The 25,001-nt window shown below is 38.5% G+C and carries 19 protein-coding genes; 10 read left to right on the top strand and 9 right to left on the bottom strand.

The genetic code is table 11. The features are described from left to right. The first annotated feature begins 11 nt into the window (after positions 1 to 11). The 7 genes from EGT34_RS18995 (at position 12) to EGT34_RS18965 (ending at position 10,131) form a co-directional block, all read left to right on the top strand. Positions 12 to 1,535, top strand: a complete 1,524-nt coding sequence (locus EGT34_RS18995) for a 3-hydroxyacyl-CoA dehydrogenase (protein ID WP_000220498.1) — start codon at positions 12 to 14, stop codon at positions 1,533 to 1,535. 14 nt (positions 1,536 to 1,549) lie between these two features. After that, positions 1,550 to 2,755 carry a 3-oxoadipyl-CoA thiolase gene (locus tag EGT34_RS18990; RefSeq protein WP_000930808.1) on the top strand — a complete coding sequence of 402 codons (1,206 nt, stop codon included), beginning with the start codon at positions 1,550 to 1,552 and terminating at the stop codon, positions 2,753 to 2,755. A 109-nt stretch (positions 2,756 to 2,864) separates the two neighbouring features. Then, positions 2,865 to 3,707 carry an IclR family transcriptional regulator gene (locus EGT34_RS18985; protein WP_000081484.1) on the top strand — a complete coding sequence of 281 codons (843 nt, stop codon included), beginning with the start codon at positions 2,865 to 2,867 and terminating at the stop codon, positions 3,705 to 3,707. Between the two features lie 689 nt (positions 3,708 to 4,396). After that, positions 4,397 to 6,610, top strand: coding sequence for an iron-containing redox enzyme family protein (locus EGT34_RS18980; RefSeq protein WP_024437435.1), 2,214 nt, complete (start codon positions 4,397 to 4,399; stop codon positions 6,608 to 6,610). Then, positions 6,610 to 7,230 carry a LysE family translocator gene (locus EGT34_RS18975; RefSeq protein WP_001108710.1) on the top strand — a complete coding sequence of 207 codons (621 nt, stop codon included), beginning with the start codon at positions 6,610 to 6,612 and terminating at the stop codon, positions 7,228 to 7,230. The genes EGT34_RS18980 and EGT34_RS18975 overlap by 1 nt, the downstream gene beginning before the upstream one ends. Next, positions 7,227 to 9,059 (top strand): carbamoyltransferase, encoded by a 1,833-nt coding sequence (locus tag EGT34_RS18970; protein ID WP_000120405.1) that lies wholly within the window; start codon positions 7,227 to 7,229, stop codon positions 9,057 to 9,059. Before EGT34_RS18975 ends, EGT34_RS18970 begins: the two co-directional genes overlap by 4 nt. Then, entirely contained in the window at positions 9,046 to 10,131 is a 1,086-nt protein-coding gene (locus EGT34_RS18965; protein WP_001241325.1) for a hypothetical protein, read from the top strand. Before EGT34_RS18970 ends, EGT34_RS18965 begins: the two co-directional genes overlap by 14 nt. A 207-nt stretch (positions 10,132 to 10,338) precedes the next feature. Here EGT34_RS18965 and EGT34_RS18960 read toward each other — a convergent pair whose 3' ends face one another. Further along, a complete protein-coding gene (locus EGT34_RS18960; RefSeq protein ID WP_000850356.1) occupies positions 10,339 to 11,310 on the bottom strand; it encodes an NAD(P)H-dependent flavin oxidoreductase in 972 nt (323 codons plus the stop codon). Between the two features lie 221 nt (positions 11,311 to 11,531). Between EGT34_RS18960 and EGT34_RS18955 the strand changes: the two genes are divergently transcribed. After that, positions 11,532 to 12,341, top strand: coding sequence for an enoyl-CoA hydratase (locus tag EGT34_RS18955; protein WP_001186961.1), 810 nt, complete (start codon positions 11,532 to 11,534; stop codon positions 12,339 to 12,341). Between the two features lie 66 nt (positions 12,342 to 12,407). Here the strand turns inward: EGT34_RS18955 and EGT34_RS18950 are convergent, their stop codons facing one another. Together EGT34_RS18950 and EGT34_RS18945 are read right to left on the bottom strand one after the other, a co-directional pair. Further along, positions 12,408 to 13,253: an IclR family transcriptional regulator gene (locus EGT34_RS18950; protein WP_000996083.1), complete on the bottom strand. Its 846-nt coding sequence runs from the start codon at positions 13,251 to 13,253 to the stop codon at positions 12,408 to 12,410. A 186-nt stretch (positions 13,254 to 13,439) separates the two neighbouring features. Then, entirely contained in the window at positions 13,440 to 14,657 is a 1,218-nt protein-coding gene (locus EGT34_RS18945) for a CaiB/BaiF CoA transferase family protein (protein ID WP_000501122.1), read from the bottom strand. Positions 14,658 to 14,988: 331 nt separating this feature from the next. Here EGT34_RS18945 and EGT34_RS18940 point away from each other — a divergent pair, with 331 nt between their 5' ends. Both EGT34_RS18940 and EGT34_RS18935 read left to right on the top strand, forming a co-directional pair. Continuing rightward, positions 14,989 to 16,140: an acyl-CoA dehydrogenase family protein gene (locus tag EGT34_RS18940; protein WP_000617415.1), complete on the top strand. Its 1,152-nt coding sequence runs from the start codon at positions 14,989 to 14,991 to the stop codon at positions 16,138 to 16,140. A 61-nt stretch (positions 16,141 to 16,201) separates the two neighbouring features. After that, positions 16,202 to 17,452, top strand: a complete 1,251-nt coding sequence (locus tag EGT34_RS18935) for an MFS transporter (protein ID WP_000224806.1) — start codon at positions 16,202 to 16,204, stop codon at positions 17,450 to 17,452. Positions 17,453 to 17,675: 223 nt separating this feature from the next. Here EGT34_RS18935 and phnX read toward each other — a convergent pair whose 3' ends face one another. The 6 genes from phnX to EGT34_RS18905 form a co-directional block, all read right to left on the bottom strand. Continuing rightward, positions 17,676 to 18,491 (bottom strand): phosphonoacetaldehyde hydrolase, encoded by an 816-nt coding sequence (gene phnX / locus EGT34_RS18930; RefSeq protein WP_000210522.1) that lies wholly within the window; start codon positions 18,489 to 18,491, stop codon positions 17,676 to 17,678. A gap of 27 nt (positions 18,492 to 18,518) precedes the next feature. Further along, positions 18,519 to 19,706, bottom strand: coding sequence for a 2-aminoethylphosphonate--pyruvate transaminase (phnW, locus tag EGT34_RS18925; protein WP_024437434.1), 1,188 nt, complete (start codon positions 19,704 to 19,706; stop codon positions 18,519 to 18,521). A 26-nt stretch (positions 19,707 to 19,732) separates the two neighbouring features. Further along, entirely contained in the window at positions 19,733 to 20,887 is a 1,155-nt protein-coding gene (locus EGT34_RS18920) for a TIGR03364 family FAD-dependent oxidoreductase (RefSeq protein ID WP_001015045.1), read from the bottom strand. Between the two features lie 101 nt (positions 20,888 to 20,988). Beyond that, complete coding sequence (locus EGT34_RS18915) at positions 20,989 to 22,698, bottom strand: putative 2-aminoethylphosphonate ABC transporter permease subunit (RefSeq protein ID WP_000930936.1); 1,710 nt, start codon at positions 22,696 to 22,698, stop codon at positions 20,989 to 20,991. After that, positions 22,692 to 23,894, bottom strand: coding sequence for an ABC transporter ATP-binding protein (locus EGT34_RS18910; RefSeq protein WP_001166804.1), 1,203 nt, complete (start codon positions 23,892 to 23,894; stop codon positions 22,692 to 22,694). Before EGT34_RS18910 ends, EGT34_RS18915 begins: the two co-directional genes overlap by 7 nt. 22 nt (positions 23,895 to 23,916) lie before the next feature. Further along, on the bottom strand, positions 23,917 to 24,954 hold the full coding sequence (locus tag EGT34_RS18905) for a putative 2-aminoethylphosphonate ABC transporter substrate-binding protein (protein ID WP_000816397.1): 1,038 nt from the start codon (positions 24,952 to 24,954) through the stop codon (positions 23,917 to 23,919). Between the last annotated feature and the right edge of the window lie 47 nt (positions 24,955 to 25,001).

Genomic DNA, 25,001 nt, shown 5'->3' with positions numbered 1-25,001 from the left:
GGATGATCGACATGACTTATGATATTAAAAGCATGGCTGTGATTGGTGTAGGTGTGATGGGCAGTGGTATTGCTCAAATTGCTGCACAGTCAGGTCATACCACTTATTTATATGATGCCAAAGCAGGTGCAGCAGAACAGGCTAAAGAAAAACTGGCTGCTACATTTCAAAAGTTAGTCGACAAAAATAAAATTACATCTGAGCAAGCAGCAGCGGCAAATAACCATTTAATTGTTGCTCATCAAATTGAAGATTTAAAAAATTGCGACCTCATTGTAGAAGCAATTGTTGAACGTCTTGATATCAAACAAAGCTTGATGCAGCAGCTTGAAGATATTGTTTCGGATAATACTATTTTAGCCTCAAACACCTCTTCTCTTTCTATTACAGCCATTGCTGCAAATTGCAAAAAGCCTGAGCGTGTTGTGGGTTATCACTTTTTTAACCCCGTTCCACTCATGAAAGTGGTCGAAGTCATTCGTGGTTTAAAAACAGACCCACTTATTATTGATGCTTTAAACGATCTGTCTCGTGCATTTGGTCATCGCCCTGTTGTAGCGAAGGACACCCCTGGATTTATTATTAATCACGCGGGCCGAGCTTATGGCACCGAAGCGCTCAAAATTTTAAATGAGAATGTCTGTGATATCAGTGAAATTGACCGAATTTTACGTGACGGCGTTGGTTTTAGAATGGGGCCATTTGAATTAATGGATTTAACTGGCCTTGACGTCTCGCATCCAGTTATGGAGTCGATTTATCATCAGTACTATGAAGAAGCCCGCTACAAACCAAACCCGCTCACCAAACAAATGCTAGATGCCAAACAACTTGGACGTAAAGTTAATCAAGGTTTTTATAACTATGAAACCGGTTCAAAAACAGGTGAACAACCTGCGAAGTTTGTAGAGCGTTTAGCACAATATTCAAAAGTTTGGATCGCTGCCGATTTCTTAGACGATAAAAAACAGCTCGAAGATTATTTAACTCAGCAAAATATTACCTTAGACACCAATTCGGAACCACAAACAGGTAGCTTATGTTTGCTCGCTTGTTACGGTGAAGACACAACCCAAGCGGCGACCCGACTAGGGATTAACCCAGAACAAGCCGTTGCTATAGACATGCTTTATGGTATTGCAAAGCATCGAACCTTAATGCCTTCACTCATTACCAAACCTGAATACCGACAAGCCGCTCACTCTATTTTCAATCTAGATGGAAATATGGTCAGCATGATTAATGAAAGTATTGGCTTTGTTGCGCAGCGCGTTTTAGCAATGGTCATTAATTTAGGTTGCGATATTGCCCAGCAAAATATTGCAACGGTAGATGACATTAATGCTGCAGTACGTCTTGGCTTAGGCTATCCATTTGGACCAATTGAATGGGGCGATCAAGTCGGTAGCGAAAAAATCTTACTCATTCTGAACCGTATAACAGCACTTACGCATGACCCACGTTACCGCCCTAGCCCGTGGTTACAGCGTCGTGTCGCACTTCATTTACCTCTTACTTTTACTCACGAGTCTTGAAAAGGAATTTCTCAATGTTAAATGCATATATCTATGATGGTTTACGTAGTCCATTTGGTCGTCATGCAGGTGAACTTGCCTCAATTCGCCCTGATGATTTAGCCGCAACTGTCATTCAAAAACTACTAGAAAAAACTGGTGTGCCGGGTGCGGATATTGAAGATGTGATCTTAGGCGACACCAACCAAGCGGGTGAAGATAGTCGTAATGTGGCACGAAATGCATTATTACTTGCAGGTCTACCTGTTACTGTACCGGGCCAGACAGTAAACCGTCTATGTGCGAGTGGTTTAGGCGCTGTGATTGACTCAGCACGTGCCATTACTTGTGGTGAAGGCGAACTGTATATTGCAGGTGGTGTAGAAAGTATGTCACGTGCTCCCTTCGTGATGGGTAAAGCGGAAAGTGCTTATAGCCGTGATGCAAAAATTTATGACACCACCATTGGATCTCGTTTTCCAAATAAAAAAATTATTGCTCAGTACGGCGGTCATTCAATGCCTGAAACGGGCGATAACGTTGCAGCCGAGTTTGGGATTAGCCGTGAACAAGCCGACTTATTTGCAGCCCAATCACAAGCCAAATATCAAAAAGCCAAAGAAGAAGGTTTCTTTGTCGATGAAATTACACCAATTGAGGTTTTCCAAGGCAAAAAATTGCCCCCTAAACTCGTTTCAGAAGATGAACACCCCCGCCCAAGCTCAACTGTTGAAGCACTCACAAAGTTAAAACCACTGTTTGAAGGTGGCGTGGTTACAGCTGGTAATGCCTCAGGTATTAATGATGGTGCAGCAGCACTTTTGATTGGTTCAGAAGCTGCAGGTCAAAAATATGGCCTAAAACCAATGGCAAAAATCTTGTCAGCAGCAGCTGCGGGTATTGAGCCACGCATTATGGGTGCAGGTCCGATCAAAGCCATTAAAAAAGCGGTTGCACGTGCTGGCCTTACTTTAGATGACATGGATATTATCGAAATTAATGAAGCCTTTGCTTCACAGGTTTTATCTTGTTTAAAAGGTTTAAATGTTGATTTTAATGATCCACGTGTGAACCCGAACGGTGGTGCGATTGCTGTTGGTCATCCACTTGGTGCTTCAGGCGCTCGTCTTGCGTTAACAGTAGCGCGCGAGTTAATTCGCCGTAAGAAGAAATATGCCGTGGTGAGCCTATGTATTGGTGTAGGTCAAGGTCTTGCGATGGTGATTGAAAACGTTTCATAACCATTGAACCGGATATCCATTCATCACAACAGCGCAGTGATGAATGGATTTATTTTGCAGAGCGAAATATAATAGCAAAACTATTGCTTTAATTATATTTGAGGATCGAATGTCTCAAAACACGGAAACTGAAAAACCAATAAATTTTGATGAGATACGTTTAGATCCTATTTCGCATATACATCGGGAAAACAACCCGCAATTTATTGCTTCTTTAGCACGTGGTTTAGAACTTTTAAGATGCTTTTCTGCAAATAATCAGGTGCTTGGCAACCAAGAATTAGCAAAAATGACAGGTTTACCTAAACCGACCATTGCACGTATTACCAATACCCTTGTGTCATTAGGTTATTTAAAACAATTGCCTAACTCGACCAAATATACATTAGATATTGGCGTTTTATCTTTAGGATATGCAGCATTATCTAACATCTCGATTCGTAATATTGCTCATCAATATATGGAAGAGATGAGCCAGTATGTTCAAGCGCCTGTAGCGATGGCAACGCGTGACCGTTTGAATATGGTGTATATCGATGTTGTGCAAATTGAAACTGCATTAAATATGCGCCGTCCAATTGGTTCGACTTTACCACTGCATAGCAGTTCTATGGGACGAGCATGTTTGGCTGCGACTCCTGAACGTGAGCGCAACTTTCTACTTGATGCGTTGAAACAAAAGAATCCAGAAAACTGGCCAGCCATAAAACGTTCTTTAGAACGAGCTTTCCGTTATTACCAAGATTATGGATATTGTTTGTCTTTAGGCGAGTGGCATAAAGAAGTGAACTCGGTGGCTGTACCTTTGGTTAGTTCTAAACACGGTCTTTATGTTTTTAACTGTGGTGCGCCAAGTTTTCATTTAAATCCGGAAAAACTTGAAGGTGAAATTGGGCCACGTTTAATTCATATGGTGCACAATATTCAAGATGCTTTGAATGAAACACATTAATGATGTATAAATTTATTTTATCGTCTTTATTGTATAAACTTCTATAGTTTACTTTCCATTAGCTATCTAAAGTTATAGTTATATGATGAAGCATAACCCAACTCAATTTATTAATTTTAGTTGGGTTTTTTATAAAACCAAATAAAACTACGCTCTTTCCAAAAGTAAAGCAGATTGAGTAATTATAAGAATTAATAAAATCTTATTTAAACGATTTACCCCCTATAGAAAAATTTTTTAAGTTTTTTTCAAAAATACAACAGCACAAAATACTACTTAATTGTTTAATTTTATTAATAACACCTATAAAGAAAATTAATATATTAGAACTTTTATTATTAAAAACAATCTACCCACAAGGTATAATTAATAAAATTTAAAAAAATCACACAATGAAAAATATATTTAAATTCAACTTAATATTTAATATAAATTAAAAAATAAATTCAATATTTTAATTTTATATAAAATATAAATATTTTATATAAAAAACTTGAAAAATTAAAAAAAACTCAGTATTTTCAGTAATCAAAAATTAACCTATATCATTACTAAAAAATTCATTCCCCAAGGAGGCAGAATAAATCCTTTTATATTACAAAGCGAAACTTTTAATAATCATTTCTTCATGTATTGGTTTAAAACATGGGGATTCTTAACAAATAAAGCTACTACATTGAGTATCTATAATGGTTAAACTTTATCAGGAAAAAATTAATAATACAGAACCTACATTTCTTCCTATTCCGAATACTATATTAAAAGATATACATCTTAAGGATCGTCAATGGTTCACTAAGTTAGTTCATCTTGAGGAAGTTTATCCATATCTAGAAATTATTTGGAAAAATCTAGATTTTTTATTTTCAAAAGAGATTAGAACTACGCATAACAATCTATTATGTGCTATTTCTGAAAATCAGTTTACTAATGATAAAGATTTACTAAGAAAACCAAGTGAATATATAAATTTATTAAAAAATAAAGCTTATTATCAATTTTTTTATACTCAATTTAGCCCTTTATTTAAGACAATTGGTAGTTGGCTTACAGGTATCTCCTCCATCAATTATGCATGGAAAGAAGAAGGTGGAGTATTGCTTAAAATTCATGCAGATATGGTTGGGAGTGGAAATATTTCTCATGGTTTGTCTCATCAATTTGAGTTAGATGCCAGTACGGTAGACTTAATTTTCCCTGATGTATTTAATAATACTTTTACACAAAATCTTAACATTCAGGAGTATGCATTTAATCTACCAGTATTCCTACTCAGTATTGCTCAATTTCCTGAAAAATTATATCCAGAGTCTTTAGGCGTTAATTTAGCAATGGCCCAATATTTAGATAAATTAAGCTTAATTAACCAATATGAAAAAAGTATTTTTAGCAATTTAAAACATAGAAATTTTACTAAAATTTCCATTTTAGCAATTAATCAATATATTAAATATAATAACACATTAGACAAGATTAATAATGGCTACAATACAACCATTAATATTATTAGAAAATTTGAAGATTCTCTATTTTCAGATTTAGTAGATTCTAAAAAATTTAGCAATAATACAGCCATGTTATCTTTAATACAGAAGCTAGGAAAATATGGTCATGGATACCATAAGCGTGGCAAGATATCTGATAAACCAATTGACGATTGGCTTATTTCAGATAACTTTTCTCCAAACCATCTTCTTAATGCTTTAGCTTCTTCCAGATATATATCACCTGGACAACCTGATAAAAGTACTTTTGTAAAACTTATCAAAAATCCTAAAGGTGCAATGTTTGGTGTATTTTCAGAACAAGATATTGAGATAGTAGAAACATGGATTAAAGATTTAGCTAATCAAGATATTACACAAACTAATTTTCTTGTTAGTAATAGTAATAACAAGATTAATTCGGTACCTATTAAAGATTTGGATGAAAAAATAATAGCTCAAGCTAATCTTAAAGCTTTAGATAAATACAGTAATTTTACTCTCCAAGAATTGTATCCACTATTTTTACATGCTGGATGTTATCCCGATATATTACCTACAGCAAAAAATTTTGCTCAAAATTGGCTTGCAGCACATAAACAAGCTTTAAAACAAGAGGGACTACCATTTTATCCATATAGTCATGAACGATTAGATAAATGGCTAGATGTTCAACATCTACATCAAGTGAATAGTTATATTCCCTTAGAAGGAATACCAAAAGAAAGCCGAGAGGATATTATTAATGATGCTATAGCCTTAGCACCATTAACCCTAATTGATGGGGCATGGCTGCGTAATGCCTCAACTCCTGCAAGGGTCAGTACGTATATTGGAGGATTACAATATCGGACACTTCTTGATGAACTCGGAGGTGGAGATATAAATCTCCACCATGGAAATATCTATAAACAACTATTAGAAAGTATGGGAATAGATATTGGGAAATTTACTGATAAAAAATTTGCCACTTCTATCTTATTTGATGAAGACGATTTCAAAGTTCCAACTTTCTGGCTAGCCATATCTTTATTTCCACATTCCTTTTTACCTGAGACTCTTGGATTGAATCTGGCAATGGAGCTTTCTGGTGTAGGTGGAGAATATCGTCGATCTGGAGACATTTTAAGTTATTACGGTTTTAGCTCACTTTTCACCAGTCTTCACAATACTATCGATAATGTAGTCACAGGACATTCAGCTTGGGCTATAGATGCTATTAAGCATCACCTCGACAATATTTTTCAACAAGGTGGTGAACAAGCGAGAGAACAACACTGGGAACGTATATGGACAGGTTATCGTTCGCTTAACCATCCACCGAAAGAAAATTGGTTCCGAAGCGGTATGAACCATCTTCTACATCGTACTTTCAAAAAAGCATTTAATGGAAAAGCACTTAATGAAAAGGTTAAGTAATGAATTATAATTTTTTATCTTTTGTTCTCACAGCATTAGTAATTAATTTAGCGCCCGGCCCTGCTATGTTTTATGTAATGAATCAATCATTAAAATATGGAGTAAAAGCTGGGTTAAAAGCAGCGGCAGGAGTTGAATTTGGCGTATTCTTCTATGTTTTGTTATCAGCATTTGGATTAATGTTTATCTTTCAACAAATTCCGTGGCTATACAAAATTATTCAATTCATTGGCGCTTTATATCTACTGTACTTAGCTTATATATCTTGGCCCAAACGTAAATCAGTAGAAAGCTCCAATGTTCTTTCACAGAACTCTACGGAAGCAGACCGTTATTCATTTAGCAAAGGAATGTTGATTAATCTATCTAATCCCAAGATTGGTCTATTCTTTGTGAGTTTATTACCACAATTTATACCTGCAAGTTCTCAACCTGCTTGGCTATATTTTCTCTTATATGGACTAATTTTCAACTTCGGAGGTATCTGTGTAAATATGACCGTTGGTGTGATGGCTCGCAAATTAAAATCGATTATACAAAGAGCATCTTGGTTTGATTATATTCCGCCCCTTCTATTCTTATCTATTGGCATTTTAACTATCACACGGGAAGGATTATGAGTTACATTCTAGGCATTTCCGCTTTTTATCATGATAGCGCTATTACCTTACTTAAAAATGGCGAGATTATATGTGCATTACAAGAAGAACGTTTTTCTCGCATTAAGCAAGACAATCGCTTTCCCCGTCAAGCATTACTTGCTTGTTTTAAGCAAGCTGGAATTACTCTTAAAGATATTTCTTATATTGCCTATTATGAAGATCCAGAAATTAAATTTGAACGTATATACACGACTTATAAAAAGAACTTTCCAAAAGGTGCATTAAATTTTGCAAAACAATATAAGCGTTTTGTTGCAAGAAAAAATATTATTTCTCTTATAAAAAAAGAACTTACAGACATTTTTCAAGAACAAGTTTTACCTCCGTTCTATATATGTCAACACCATCAGAGTCATGCTGCATCGGCATTTTATCCCTCCCCTTATACTAATGCTGCTGTGCTGTGTGTCGATGGGGTTGGAGAATGGTCAACAACTACAGCTTGGCATGGTTGTGGTACAGAGTTACGCTCTTTATTTGATATTCGTTTCCCACATTCTTTAGGACTACTATATTCTGCGTTTACCTATTACTGCGGTTTCAAAGTAGATTCAGGTGAATATAAATTGATGGGACTCGCCCCTTATGGCACCCCACGCTATGTCGATATTATTTTAAAAAATCTAATAACAATCAATCAGGATGGCAGTTTTTACCTAAATCGTGATTATTTTGACTATGAAGTCGGGAATCGGATGATCACCGATAAATTCGAAGTATTGTTTGGAGGAGCTGCCCGAGAGCCTGAAAGTATTATTACAAATAAGGAGATGGATCTCGCTGCGTCAATACAAGTTGTTACTGAAGAAATTATGTTGATGCTGGCAAAGAAAATTAAGTCTCTTACTCAAGCTGAAAATCTTTGTCTGGCTGGCGGTGTTGCGCTTAACTGTGTAGCGAATGGCAAGTTGCTACGTTCTGGTTTATTTAAGAATATTTTTGTTCAACCTGCATCTGGAGACTCGGGTGGATCACTTGGAGCAGCATATCTATGCTACTACAAGCAAATGCAAGGAACTAGGAAAGTTGATGAGTTCAGTGACCAAATGCAGGGCGCCTATCTTGGTAATGCATATAAAAATTCTGAGATTCAAGAAGCCCTAAATCAATGGGGCGCCAACTATCAATATCTTGAAGAGAATACATTACTACAAAAAACAGCAGAACTATTGGCAAATAATAAAGTAATTGGTTGGTTTCAAGGGAGAATGGAGTTTGGTCCTCGTGCATTAGGAGGACGTTCAATATTAGGAAATCCTCAATCTGAAACAATGCAAAGTGTTATGAACTTAAAGATTAAGAATCGTGAATCATTCCGTCCATTTGCTCCTGCTGTACTAGCAGAGGATGCAGCCCAATGGTTTGATCTCAATAGTTCTTCACCTTATATGCTAATAGTTGCTCCAATACATGCTAATAGGCGTAAGACAGTTAACAATGAACATAATTACTCAGGTATAGAAAAATTAAAACTCACCCGTTCTGAGATCCCTGCTGTAACTCATGTTGATTTTTCAGCAAGAATTCAAACAGTAGATGGAAAACATAATATGCGCTTTAAAAAATTGATAAGTAAGTTTTCTACGATTACAGGTTGCCCAATATTAATCAATACTTCTTTTAATGTCCGAGGGGAGCCTATTGTCGAAAGCCCAACGGATGCATATCGTTGCTTTATGAGAACAGAAATGGATGGCTTGGTTATTGGCAACTTTCTTTTAATAAAATCTGAACAACCTGAATGGCAAGAAAAAACCGATTGGAGAAAAGAATATGCGCTTGACTAATAAACCTATACTTGACCACAAGCAAGCCATTCAAGAAGTCTATCGTTGGACTCCACAAATTCGTGATTATGATAATTTTATGCATGTAGGAGCCAGATGGGTACCTTATACAATGTATTTCCATGAAAAAAATTTTCGTTCTGAGACAGTTAATACTGATTCATTAGGATTTCGCTATAGCCTTCTAAATGGAAAGCGTTTTTCTGTTGGTGAGCGTCCCTCAAATGGCCGAGTAAATTTATTAGTCGGTGGGTCTACCGCTTTAGGAGTTGGCGCTACTTGTGATGAAAATACCGTTGCCTCACGTTTAAGTGAAATTACTGGCGAACGATGGTTAACTTTTGCAGGACGCGGCTACAATGCAACCCAAGAACTACTCTTATACTTAATGAATCAAGAGCGAGTTGGAGAGATTGGTCATGTCGTAGTCTTCAGTGGCATGAATACACTAGCTCTAGAAGGTATCCCAGATGAATTTGCAAGTGAATACGGACGTTATTATTATTCTTTTGAATTCCAACATTATATGAACAAATTTAATGAGGATATGAAACGTAAAAAAGATTCTTTTGATACAGCAAATAGAGATTCATTTTTTCAACGTTTCAAAAAAGTATTTTCAAGAAATAATCCAGCGGATGAGATTATCACAGACGCAGGCATTTCCTTAGATGAAAGATTAATCCGCGCGGCAGATGCAATAACAGTTGCCCTACAACAATGGAAACTATTATTAGCTGCTCATGGAGCATCTCTAACATTTATTCTCCAGCCCTTATCACATTGGTGTAGAGAGTTTCTTACCCAAGAAGAAGATGCTGTATTCCATGCTATAGAAAGTTGTCCAAATAATTTCTATCGATTATTCAGTGGAGTATTAGGGAAAGAAGTTCATATCCCATTCTTTAATCATATCCAAAATAGAGCTAATGGCATCCCTTGTTTTGACATGAATGAACTTTTAAAAGATTCTCCAGCATTTAAAGACACAATTTTTGTTGACCGAGTACATTTTAATGACCTCGGTAATGACCAATTAGCACAAATTATTTCAACAAAAATATATAAATGACTTACAAAGGAGATAAAGATGAGAATCATCAAAAATATTTTGAGTCTATTTAAACGCAAGAAAAAGAAAAAAGGAGGTTCTATCTATCCATTACGTTAAAATAAATTCTATAAAATGAAAAAATTCTTTAATAGAATTCGTAAAATAATGCCCATTTAATTTATAAGATGGGCATTTTAACAACCATATGTAAAATAAATAAAAATCCTATAAAAGCCCTAATAACCGACCACGAATAATATCTTCTGCCTCTTTGACAATCCGGCTAACCAGTTCATCGCATGTCGGAATATCATGGATTAAGCTTGCGACTAAACCGCATGACCATGCACCTGCATTAACATCACCATTAATCATGACTTTTGGATAAACCCCTGCAACTTCTTCAATAATATCTTCAAATTTAATGTTATCGCCGAGTGCTTTTTCTTTTGCCACGATTTTTTCTACGGCCGCATTATTCATGACACGTTCAGTATTTCGCAAAGCACGCATAATTAAACGCGTATCTCGTTCGGTTGCATTTAAAATCGCCTGTTTCACATTTTCATGTACGGGAGCTTCCTGAGTCGCAATAAAACGCGTGCCCATATTAATTCCATCAGCTCCCATCGCTAAAGCAGCCGCGAGTGAGCGCCCATCTGCCATACCACCTGAGGCAACAAACGGGATGTCTAATGCATCGGCTGCTAAGGGCAATAAAATCATATTTGGCACGTCATCTTCACCAGGATGCCCACCACACTCAAAACCATCTACAGAAACCGCATCACATCCAATTTGCTGAGCTTTTAAGCTATGTCGAACCGAAGTACATTTGTGAATTACTTTAATACCAGCAGCCTTTAAATATGGCATCACCTGTTCAGGATTACGCCCTGCTGTTTCTACAATCTTTACGCCACCTTTAATAATTGCCTCTACAAAACCCGGATAATCAGGAGTATTTACGGTAGGTAAAAAGGTTAAATTTACCCCAAAAGGTTTATCGGTCATTTCTCGGCAACGTGCAATTTCTTTTGCCAGATTTTCAGGTGTACGCTGAGTCAGGCCAGTGATAATACCTAACCCGCCCGCGTTCGAAACCGCAGCAGCAAGCTCTGCAAAACCAACATAATGCATACCGCCTTGAATAATTGGATGCTCAATTTCAAATAGTTCTGTAATTTTGGTCTTCATATTCTTTCCACTCACTGTTCTATAGCCAGCCTCTTATTTCCCTAGCAGGGCTAGATGCTTATTTACACATAAATCCTATCAGTATTTAAAGTAATTTAAGTTAAAAATTTCACAATACAAAATTTTATACCACAATATAAAACAAAATAATTGATAACGGAATTATTTTTCGATAGCATCAGTTTAAATTTTAGACGGAAAATTATTTAAAGGAATGAACGATGCAGCAGAACAACAAAACCCAAAGCGAGCTTAAAACAGGCACAATTCATAAGTATTTTGATAGAAATATACTAACGCTCACCATGAGTAATGCCACTAAAAAGAATGCAATTAATTATGAAATGTATGCAGCTTTAAGTCAGGCATTAGATCAAGCTGCAACCAATCAAGACATTCATGTGGTTGTGCTTACTGGTGAAGACTCCGCATTTACCAGCGGCAATGATGTAAACGCATTTGAAAAACGAGATACCACCACTTCAGAACCACCCGCTTCGATTGTTTTCTTAAAAAGCTTAGCAACTTTTCCAAAACCGATTATTGCTAAAGTAAATGGTGTGGCAATTGGCATTGGCAGCACTATGCTTCTACATTGCGACCTTGTGTATGCAAGCCAAAACTCTATTTTTCAGTTCCCCTTTGTGAATTTGGGGCTTGTACCTGAAGCGGGTTCAAGTTACATCTTGCCAAGATTATTGGGCTTTGCTCGAGCTTCGGAAATTATTTTACTCGGTGAAAAGTTTTCGGCGGAACAAGCAAAAAATTATGGTCTGGTAAATGAAATATTTGAAGCCAATGAGCTGGATCAAGTGGTTGAAGATGTGGCAATTAAACTTGCTCACAAACCAAGCCAAGCCTTACAGCTCAGTAAAAAGTTACTAAGAGATATGCCAATTGATGATCTACTCAATCGTATTGACCATGAGTCGACTATTTTCTCGCGTTGTTTACAAGGTTCCGAGTTTAAAGAAGCATTAAGTGCTTTCAAAGAAAAACGGAAACCGAACTTTCACAACCAAACAGCCTAAAGCTTACCCATTAAAAAGCCAGCCTTAAAAAAACAAAGCTGGCTCTTATAAATGAATCAAATAGGTTTAGCTAATCTCGGTACGAATATTATTCACCATATGTAAAAGACGTGGTGCAATATCTTCTTCGAGTTTTTCACGGTTCATAATAAAGCTTGGACCACCACAGTTAAATACCAGCAAACCATGTTGTTCATGAATGAGTGGAACCGCAACCGAGTTAACGTCTTTATGCCATTCGCCAATTGAAAAACAATAACCAAAATCTTGGTAGTCTTTAAACGCTTTGTCTAGATCACGGTTAATTTTGATCCAGTCTTCTTTATGCTTGTTACGAATGGCATTAAGTAAGAACTCTCTTTCATCTTCAGGCATTGCAGCTAAACATGCACGCCCCATTGAACTTAAATGAATCGGTAAATACGTTCCGACTTGACGGCGCATGGTCATATTGCCTTTGCCTTGCACCACGTCAAGATAAATCATATTCAGACGATCGCGTGTTGCCATGGCTACAGCAGCACCAGCATAGTCTGCCAAATTTTTCATATATGGATGAGCAATAGAGCGAATCGATACGTTAGACAGCATCGAATAACCAAACGCAAGAACTCCTACTGAAAGCTGAAATTTGCTTGAGTTAGGTACTTGTTTGATATAGCCCAAACGCGACAAGGTATGTGTGAGGCGAGTAATGGTTGGTTTTGGCAAACCTGTCATCTGCGCAAGCTCTTGATTGCCCAAATGCTGATGTTTAGGCGTAAAACAACGTAATAGCTCTAAACCACGTGCTAATGCAGTAATAAATTGGCGATCATTTTCATCCTGCATATCTTCAATCGGATGTAATAATTCATGCCTTAAAGGCGCTAATAATTTTTCTGTCTGTTCTGCATCAACTGCATCGTTCATTGTCATACCAATCCACATTTTGTTTCGCACTGCGAAAATTATAATCTATTTTTTCAATAAATAGCAAAAGAGCAAACATCCTAGTCTGCATTTTAAAGATAACTTCATTTAACTTATTAAAGCGAAAGTTTAAATATTTTATTTTCTGATTTTAAATATAATTGTAATCTTCCGCTTTTAAGCCACCTACCCAATTACGCCCTTTTCTTTAAGCTCTGCTAGTTTTTCTGAAGAAACTATTCGCCCCAAAACGGCCTGCGTATGTTCACCTAGCAGCGGAGGTGCTGTTTTGTACTCTACGGGTGTTCTCGAAAGTTTGATTGGTGACCCAATTACCTTCAGTTTCTCACGTTGAGGGTGATTCATCTCGACCAGCATTTCTCTGGCAATCACTTGTGGCTCTTCAAAAGCTTGTTCCAAGTTATTAATCACACCAACGGGAACTTTAGCAGCATAGATTGCATCTACCCATTCATCTGCTGTTTTTGTTAAAAAGTGAGTTTGTAAAATTCCGATAATTTCATCACGATGCTTAATGCGGTCTGCATTTCGGGCAAAACGCGGATCATTTGGTAAATCGGGTAAACCAATACTACGACAGAGTTGAATAAACTGAGTGTCATTTCCACATGCAATAATAAAATCACGGTCAGAAGCTTTGAACACTTGATAAGGGACAATATTGGCGTGTGCATTGCCATAACGTTTAGGGATATTACCCGATGAAAGATAGTTCATTCCCTGATTTGCCATTGTGGCAATTTGAACATCAAGCAAAGCCATATCAATGTATTGGCCTAAACCCGTCACATGACGGTTGAGTAAAGCAGCCTGTATGGCAATCGTAGAGTAAAGACCTGTGGTTAAATCGGAAAATGCGACCCCTACTTTTTGTGGTCCACCACCAGGCAAATCATCACGCTCACCTGTGACCGACATGAGCCCGCCCATACCCTGAATAATAAAGTCGTAACCGGGCTCCTCTGCTCTTGGACCAGTTTGACCAAAGCCTGTAATTGAGCAATACACCAGTTTAGGATTAATCGCAGATAAAGACTCGTAGTCTAAGCCGTATTTTTTTAAAGAACCCGCTTTGTAGTTTTCAATCACGACATCGGTGTCTTGAATGAGGGCTTTAATCAATTCTTGGCCTTCAGAACTGGCAATGTCGATGGCAACCGATAATTTATTACGGTTGGTAGACTGATAATATGCAGCTTCTTGAGTGTCTTGGCCAGAATCATCTTTCATCCAAGGTGGCCCCCAAGAACGGGTATCGTCACCGACTTTCGGTCTTTCAATCTTGATTACTTCTGCGCCTAAATCGGCAAGAATCTGTCCACACCAAGGTCCAGCCAATACCCGACTTAAGTCAAGCACCCGAATTCCATTTAAAGCACCCATCTTCATCCCACTATATTTTGTGACTCATTTCCTCTAGGAAAACTTATCCATTTAAAATTTCGCATAGCGATATATATTTTTAATATACACAGCTCATTTGAAAAATCAAACTTTAATTTTCCACTAAAAATAATGATTTTTTATAAGGAAATATAGCTCAAATAAATCAATAAATTAGCCAAACACAAATCAACAATAAAGTATCGCATTGCGAAATTAATTTTCAAAATATATTGTTTTGCGTTCATCCTTTGATTACTATCGCTTCAAATATTGGTGATTTTACGAACATCACATTGATGTTTTCTGCATGTAGTAAAAGGACGAGACTATGATTCGAGATCAGGAAACCTTAAATCAACTTGTTGATATGATTCGAAAATTTGTTGAAGGTGTATTAATTCCTCATGAGAATGAAGTCGCTGAAACGGATGAAATTCCTCAAGATATCGTTGAGCAAATGAAAGCTCTCGGTTTATTTGGTTTAACCATTCCTGAAGAATACGAAGGTCTTGGCCTAACGATGGAAGAAGAAGTCTATGTCGCTTTTGAATTAGGTCGTACCTCTCCTGCTTTTCGCTCTCTCATTGGAACCAATAATGGCATTGGCTCAAGTGGCCTGATTATTGATGGGACCGAAGCACAAAAATCATTTTTCTTACCGCGTTTAGCTCGTGGTGAAGTGATCAGTTCTTTTTGCTTAACCGAACCGGACGCAGGTTCTGATGCGGCATCTTTAAAAACCAGTGCAGTAAAAGATGGCAATTTTTATGTGTTAAACGGCACTAAACGCTTTATTACCAATGCACCTCACGCTGGCGTATTCACAGTCATGGCACGTACAAACTCTGATATTAAAGGCGCTGGTGGTATTTCTGCGTTTATTGTCGACAGCCAAACTCAGGGTATTTCTCTTGGCAAACGCGATAAAAAAATGGGGCAAAAAGGTGCCCATACCTGTGACGTTATTTTTGAAAATTGCCGCATCCCTGCTTCGGCACTCATTGGTGGTGTTGAAGGTGTTGGTTTTAAAACGGCCATGAAAGTGCTCGATAAAGGACGTTTGCATATTGCTGCTTTAAGTGTCGGCGCAGCAACCAGAATGCTAGATGATTCTTTAAATTACGCCATCGAACGCAAGCAATTTGGACAACCAATTGCCGAATTCCAACTCATTCAAGCCATGCTTGCTGACTCGAAAGCTGAAATTTATGCCGCCAAATGTATGGTCTTAGACGCTGCACGCCTACGCGATGCAGGGCAAAACGTTAGCACCGAAGCTTCTTGCGCAAAAATGTTTGCAACCGAAATGTGTGGCCGCGTTGCTGATCGCTGCGTACAAATTCACGGCGGTGCGGGCTATATCAGTGAATATGCCATTGAACGTTTTTATCGAGATGTTCGTCTGTTCCGTCTTTATGAAGGGACCACTCAAATTCAACAAATGATTATTGCCCGAAACATGATTCGCGCTGCGTCTTAATTAAATTTTAAGCACTTTAAAACGACTTGGAGTGCTTTTTATCAAATGTAGGTAATGGATTATGGCTACAAATTACAAAGAAGGTCTTTCTCGTATACAGCCTCATACGTGGAAAATAGCATTTATTTTTGCATTTCTAGCACTATTGGTAGATGGGGCAGATTTGATGCTGCTGTCTTATAGCTTAAATAGTATTAAGGCAGATTTTGGATTAAATTCAGTACAAGCAGGTATGCTTGGCAGTTTTACATTGGCAGGTATGGCTGTTGGTGGAATTTTTGGGGGATGGGCATGCGATAAATTTGGTCGCGTGCGCATTGTGGTTATTTCTATTTTAACTTTCTCGCTCCTCACCTGTGGCTTAGGTTTCACCCAAAGCTTTCTTCAGTTTGGTATTTTAAGATTTTTTGCATCACTGGGTTTGGGTTCACTTTATATCGCCTGTAATACCCTCATGGCCGAATATGTTCCAACCCGTTATCGCACTACAGTACTGGGCACTTTACAAGCAGGTTGGACGGTTGGCTATATTGTTGCGACCTTGCTTGCAGGCTGGATTATTCCTGATCATGGCTGGCGCATGCTGTTTTATGTTGCGATTATTCCTGTTGTTATTGCCGTTCTCATGCATGTGCTTGTACCAGAACCAGAAGCATGGCAAAAGTCTCGACTACAACAACCAGTCATGGCTCAAAACGCATCGAAAACCTCGGCATTTAAGCTTATTTTCCAAGATAAACGAAACCGTAATATGTTTATCTTATGGGCGTTAACGGCAGGCTTTTTACAGTTTGGCTACTATGGTGTAAATAACTGGATGCCGTCATATCTAGAAAGTGAACTCGGTATGAAATTTAAGGAAATGACGGCTTATATGGTAGGTACATATACCGCCATGATTTTAGGTAAAGTCCTTGCGGGCATGATGGCAGATAAATTAGGGCGCCGTTTTACTTATGCTTTTGGTGCAATCGGCACTGCTATTTTCCTACCTCTGATCGTTTTTTATAACTCGCCAAGCAACATTCTATATTTACTGGTGACCTTTGGTTTCCTCTACGGCATCCCGTATGGCGTAAATGCAACCTATATGACTGAAAGTTTTGCGACAGCAATTCGCGGTACAGCTATTGGTGGTGCTTATAACGTCGGACGTTTAGGCGCTGCATTAGCCCCTGCAACAATTGGTTTCTTAGCCTCTGGCGGCTCAATTGGTTTAGGTTTTGTCGTCATGGGCGCTGCCTACCTGATTTGTGGTGTGATACCAGCCCTATTCATTAAAGAAAAAATATACGACCCTCAAAAGTCGTAAAGAGATCCATCACAAAAAATCCTATAGGTCCTATGCCTATAGAATTGATGGTCTAACGATCTAAACATGTGTTTTAGATGGTTAGCAGGAAATAAGGAGTTTACTCCTCAAAGTTACTCCTTATTTCCACATATGTAGAGTTTATTAATCTTCATTTTAATTTTTTAGGTAAGCTTAGCTCCCAAGGGAGCTAAGCTTAAAAATATATTGGCCTAAACTATCTTTAAGGTCGTTCACCCTGCCCCAAACGGCGTTCAATATCATCGAGTACATTTGGCAAATCAGCGACACTATCAATCACATAGTGAGCGCCCGACGCATTCATTTTTTGGTATGCCTTATCTTTTAGAATAATCTGTTCATCGGCCGATAATGCGCTCCACTCTTCATAGCTTAAACCGACTTCATTGCCACTAATCGCAAGCCCGACTGTCCAGCACCCTGCGTTTAAACCTTCGTCAATTCCCACCACAGTATCATCTACTTTTACAACGGTTTTGATGTCGGATACATCGAGTTGAATTAAGTTTTTCCATAGCATTTCAGGATATGGACGGCCATATTTCACGTCGCTAGCAGTAACGATACAGTCCGGTCGGTAACCCTGATCAGCAGCATCTTTAACTAAACGACCAATCATCATGGATGCATAGCCCGTGTTACTGCCAATTTTTGCACCACGCTTTTTAATATTTTCAAACGTTTCCAATGCGCCCGGAATTAAAGCAGAACATTTCGGAATAGAATTTAACTGATACGGAATAAAGTCTTTATATAAACGGTCAATATCTGCTTCAGTTGCAGGTTTCCCATATACTTCCTGCCATGCCGCTGCTACACGCGGCATTTTTAAAACTGCTGCAATATGATCACGTTTCTCTAATCCCATGGGCGCACGCGCTTCTTCAACCGTAATTTCAACTTTATTGTCTTTAAATAAAGCCATAAAAGCTAAAATTGGTGCGCGTGAGCCAAAATCTACAGTTGTACCAGCCCAGTCAAAAACCACAGCCTGAATTTGTGTATTGTTGGTTGTCATGATGTATTCCCCTTAATTTAATAAAAATTATACTGTTACAGCTTGGTTTATGTGGCTTTCGCAGTAGCTCGCAATCGCAGCAAGAAGTCCTTCAATGTCTCGTACATAAACTTCACCAATATTGCCAATACGGAAGCAGTTAAGATCTGTGACTTTGCCTGGATAAATTACGTAGCCTGATTTTTTCAGCGTTTCATAAAATGACTGGAAGCTAAATGTTTCGGCTGTCGGGTACAGAAAAGTGGTAATGATGGGTGATTGTGGACACTCTTTACCAAGTACCAACTCAAAGCCAAGTTGTTGCATACCTTGCGATAAGGTTTGTTGGTTTTGTAAATAACGTTGATAACGTGCAGCAACACCGCCTTCTGTCTCAAGCTCAAGCAATGCTTGATAAAATGCACGTACCACATGGGTTGGCGAGGTAAAACGCCATTTGCCGTTATGCTGCTCCATGGTATTCCACTGATCATACAAATCGAGGCTAACCGAACGTGCCAAACCTTTACATGCTTCTAGACAATCACGCTTTGCCAAAATAAAACCAAAGCCCGGAACACCTTGAATGCATTTATTTGCACTTGAAATCAGAAAATCAATTTCAAGCTCGGCAATATCCATAGGCACACCACCAAATGAACTCATGGCATCCACAATCCAGATTTTTCCTGCTGCTTTAACTAAACGGCCTATCTCTTGAATCGGATTTAAAATACCTGTGGTGGTTTCACAGTGCACACAAGCAACATGGCTAATGGTTTTATCTTCTAAAACGCGCTCAATTTCTTGTAAATCTGGTGTTTGGGTTTCTAAATAGTTCAGCTCGATCACTTCAATATTTAAGCAACACGCCATTTGCACCATACGTGCACCGTATGCGCCGTTATTGATAATCAAGATTTTGCCATCACGCGGAATAGCTGACCCAAGCACAGACTCCACAGCAAAACTTCCACTGCCTTGCATTAACACAGCCGTATATTTTTCAGGTTGGCTGGTTGCTAAGTTGACTAGACGAGAGCGAATATCTTGTACCAGCGAGTTGTATTCTTGGTCCCAAGTACACCAGTCTTTTTGCATGGCACGGCGTACTGTTGCCGATGTTGATAAGGGTCCTGGAGTAAGAAGCAAATATTTGTTCTCTAAATCCATATCGAGTTGGGGTTGCATGTTCATAATATTACTCATTTCTTTCGCGTTCATTTCAATATACATCAATCTGGTTTAAACCAGATGACAAACTAGTAAATATTTTGTTCTAATATTTCTTTCATAAAGCCAGCCCCTGTGGTCATGCCTTTGCCAGCAATAGCACTCACCAGAAAGATATTTTTTTCGGCTTCAGTGACACAGGCCAACTCATGTTCATGAGTCAGGTAATAACCATTCCAACGTTTTTGAATTGGAGGTAAATTCAGCCCTAGTTTTTCGTAGCAGTAAGCTTGAATAAACTCATTAATCTCTTCACGCTGCTCGAACTGAGGCGCTTCATTAATCGGATGGTATTCGTGACTATCGCCCACGATCAGTTCACCAAATTCGTTTTGTTTAATCAGAATGTGAATACCGAATTCTTTAATGAAACCTTGTTGTGATGCTTTAACCAGCTCGGCATGACTTGGGCAAATGTCAAAAGCCGGATAACGTGAAATAGATAAGCCTGAATAAAGAGAAGCATTTAAATTTTGGTGAAACGGTTGAGTTAGAGCCATTTGTAGGCCACAACGTTTCAGATTCAAACTTTGTAAAAGATCCGGATATAAAACATCGATGACTTCACCGTGACAGATCAAAACTTTATTTGCCCGATATGCCTCGCCACTTGCCAAACGAACCTGACAACTTTCCTTCTGATATTGGGTTTGAACAACACAGGCATTGGTATAAATCTTTACGCCGTTTCTTTCGGCATATGCCAACAGTCGCTGCCCAATCACATGCGGTTCGACCGAATAGTCTTCTTCAAAAACTAAGCCGCCTTGAAACTGCTGCGAAGGATTTAAATAGGAAAATTGGGTGACCAGTTCATCATGGCTAAACAAATGCACAGGTATTTGATATTTATTTGCACGCTCGGCAAACTCATTTAAAACCTGCCATTCAAGTGCCGTATTTGCCAGATACACACCTTGTCTTTGCTCAAATGAAATATCGGTTTCAGCTTGAATACGTTGATAAAAAGAACGCGTTTCAAGCGCGTACTTTCGCCACTGTTGCTCTGGATGGGTTAAAGTCGATGTTCCCACCATGCCAAAATTACGACGAGTTGCGCCCACAGGCTTAGCATTTTTCTCGAAGATACAAACTTTTAAGCCTTGTTCTTGCGCTTGTATGGCCGCGGACAAACCTAAAATACCGGCGCCGACAACAATTAAATCAAACTGTGCGTGATTCATAAGACTTCCAATTTGCGAAATTTAGGATGAATACACCCTTGCCTTGTTGAACAAAGCATTCAATTTCAGTCAGTTAAATAAAAATTGTGTTTAGCTAAAACTTAGTGAGCGCTTTCACGCCATTGCTGACTTCTTGCCATAATTTTTCTGGTAAATAACCAGTGAATGAGTTTTACAACACATGAGGTGGTTAAAATGAGAATACTCATCGCAACAGCAGCAACCGTGTCTCCCGCATCATCCATATTTAAAACCGCCACCGCCGCTAAACTAGTGTCTGGTGAATAAAGGAAAATGGCAGCCGACACAGTGGTCATGGCATTCACAAAAATATAAACCGATACATCGCATAGCGCTGGAAAACACATAGGCAAATACACTTTCCAAAAGGTTTTCCACTTCGATGTTCCTAGAGTTTCCGCAGCCTGATCGAGCTGTAGCGGAATTTGTTTAATGGCATTGGTTAAAGTGAGGTGTGGCACGGTGTAATAATGCACAATGGTTGAAATCACCAAAATGGTCATGGTCCCATACAGCACATTTAACGGGTTGCTTTGCTGGTTAAAAAACAAAATATAAGCAATACCCAAGACCAGCCCCGGCACAGCAAGAGGTAATAAAACCAAAGCTTGCACATAGTTCTTAATGAGTGGATATGCTTTAAAACGTTCGGTTAATAGCGCCACCATAAAAATGATTGCTGTTCCAAAAAACGTACTAAAGAGTGCCATGCGAACCGAGTTAAAGTACGCCGCCCAACCACCACCATCGACATATTCAAAACTGTAATGTGCCAAGGTTAAAGACAAATCATAAGGCCAAGACTGGATGAATGACGCCAGCACAGCCGTAAAGATAATCAGTAAAATCGCACCTGAAACCAAACCACAAAATAGGCTCAGAACGACTTCAAGTTTTTTATTCGGTGCTGAAACATAAGGTTTAGCCTGAAAGGCTTGAAACCGTGCATGGCGTTTGCTTTGTATTCGATCGAAAATAAAGACAAACACTGCCGGTAGCAATAACAAGATGGAAATTACCGCACCCATACTCATGTTTTGCTGACCAATAATCTGTTTATAGACATCAAGCGCCATCATGTTAAATGAACCGCCAATGACTTTCGGAATTCCGAAATCGGTCAGTACATAAATAAAAGCCACTAGACTTGCGCTAATGAGTCCATAGCGAATTGCAGGTAGTGTGACGTGGTAATGGGTCTTCCAGATATTTTTGCCGAGCGACAAAGATGCCTCAATTAAACGCTGATCGACACTGCGAAAAGACACCATCATCAACATCAACATTGCTGGAAATAGCCAAAAGCAGTAACTGATTAAAATACCGATTGGCCCATAAATTTGCATATCACCCAGTAAGGGTTTTAATACGCCTTGCTTACCAAACAAATAAACCAATGCCAAAGAAGGCAAAAGTGATGGCGCTAAAATGGGTAAAAAAGCCACCAGTTTAAAGAAGCCTTTACCTTTTATATTCACATTGGTGAGTGCAAAAGCATAAATACTGGCAAGAAATACTGTAATGACAGTAGCAGTACAAGCAACCCACACTGAGTTAAATACAGAGCTGAGTAAAGCTGGACTGCCAAAATAATGATAAAAATTTTCAAGCCCAACAAAATTTTGATTTTCATTAAAAAATGCAGTTTCAAACAGCATGATTAATGGAGCAATAATCACTAAAGTCAAAGTAATTGCAACGCTTGCTAAAGTAATATTTGATCTTAATGAATATTCAGTTTTTCGACGCGGCTGTGTTTTTAAAACCGCTGATGCAGCTTCATTTAACATAGTGCGTACCCTTGTTCGTCAAAGACATGAATGAGCTGATTAGGCACTTTTATAAACATGATTTCTTGCAAAGATTTGAACTTGGTATTTTCAATTTCAATTTGCAAAAGATGTTTTGCTTGCTCAATTTCATCGGTATGAATAGCGCAAAACAAACGACGTTTCGCACCTAAAAATTCAGTGCTTAATACTTTAACTGGCAAATACAACGTCTCTTTATCAGTGCCAAAATCATCAACCAACTCGACAGCTTCGGGTCTAAAACCAATGCTGTAATTTTCCCCTGCTTTAAGTTTTTGTTGCTCCAAATTTAGAGGAATAAAACCCAAAACCTCGAGCTGATTAACGACCGAACAAGTAGCTGCCAAAAAGTTCATGGTGCCAATAAACTTTGCAACGAATTGGGTTTGTGGCTTGTAATAAATATTGTGCGGCGTATCAATTTGCTCAATAACACCATGATTCATGACTACCACACGGTCAGAAATGCTTAAGGCTTCTTCTTGGTCGTGTGTGACCATAATCGTTGGCAAATTAAGCTGCGTTTGAATCGAACGGATCTTTTGTCTTAGCTTTAGACGTACCTGAGCATCGAGTGCAGACAATGGTTCATCCAAGAGTAAAATATCAGGCTTCGGCGCAATTGCCCGAGCAAGCGCAACACGTTGTTGCTGACCACCCGACAATTGGTTTGGATATTTTTTAGCAATATCAGGTAACTCAATCAGTTCTAATAATTGCTGAACTCGTTGGCTACGCTGTGCCTTATTCCATTTCTTTTTATCTAAGCCAAAAGCAATATTTTCTTCTACATTTAAGTTTGGAAATAACGCATAGTTCTGAAACACAATGCCACAGTGACGCTTTTCAGCACTCAACAACGTAATGTCTGTGCCTTTTTTTATGACTTTTCCATAATCAGATTTTTCCAGACCCGCAATTATGCGTAGTAATGTGGTTTTACCGCATCCAGAAGGTCCTAAAAAGCTCACGAACTCGCCTGCTTTAAGGTCTAAATTAATATGCGTTAGAGCCTGAAAGTGTTGGAATTTTTTTTGTATATCTATCACTACTAAAACTGAGGAGCCATGTTCAGGATATTTATAGGTCGTTAAGGTCGACAATAAATGCCCTGCTAACTCGCCTTTTGGGTTTTGACCTAGCAGAGATGATTGCAATGACGAAGGTATTTGCATAATGAGGCCCTTATCCAAAAGATCACTTTTCAAAACGCTTTGACCATTCAGCCAAAATACGTTCACGCTGCTCGGCTGCCCAATAAAAATCATTTTTTACCAGCATTTGAGGAAGATTTTTCGGGAAGTCCATAGTGGTATTTTCAATGCCTTTATAAGCCACCATTGAAAAGTTGTGTGCATAAGCTTCATTTGCTGCTTTGCTTACCGACCAATTTATAAATTTCTGTGCGCTGCTTAATTTCTTGGTTCCTTTCACAATTGCTGAGGCTTCCATTTCCCAGCCTAAACCTTCAGTTGGATAAACCACTTCTAAAGGTGCACCTTCTGCTTTTAACTTAAATGCCGGATAACCAAAAGAAACACCAATTGGAATTTCGCCCTGTGCGGCCATTTTGCAAGGTTTTGAACCCGAGTGAGGATATTGTGAAATGTTTTTATCCAAAGCCTGCATATAGTCCCATGCCTGCTTTTCGCCCCAAATTTGTATCCAAGCCGTGACATCTAAATAGCCTGTGCCACTCGAAGCCGGATTTGGCATCACAATTAAGTTTTTATAAATGGGGTTGGTTAAATCTTTCCAAGTTTTTGGAATCGGTAACTTACGTTTTTCTAATTCGACTTTATTGACACAAATTGCAGATTCCCATGCATCCATACCCGTCCAAGTTGGTACAGATTTTTGACTTATAAATTCTGGTTTTAAATTTTCAATGCCTTCAGGTTTAAAAGGCTCAAGCATGTCTTTCTTTTCCATGACCAGCAAACTGGTTAAAGCCACACCAAAAACCACGTCCGCTTGTGGGTTTTTCTGCTCTGCCAAAAGTTTAGCGGTGATTACACCAGTTGAATCACGTACCCATTTTACTTTGAGTTCAGGATAGGCTTTGTGCAATTCTTCTTGGTATTGCTTAAGCTGGTCGGCTTCCACTGCCGTATAGACTGTAATTTCTTCTGATTGTTTTGATGTTGCTGATGAACATCCCATTTGAATAGCGACCACTACACCTAAAACTGATGCAGTGCCAAGTTTAATTGTCTGTTGAACGTACTGTTTCATCTGCAAACCATCGAATGCAATTATTTGATGATCGTATTTCAACAGCT

The sequence above is a fragment of the Acinetobacter sp. FDAARGOS_558 genome (assembly GCF_003937785.1).
Taxonomy (GTDB): Bacteria; Pseudomonadota; Gammaproteobacteria; order Pseudomonadales; family Moraxellaceae; genus Acinetobacter; species Acinetobacter baumannii.
The sequence above is the reverse complement of the archived record's forward strand: the minus strand, read 5'-3'. Positions and strand labels throughout refer to the sequence as shown.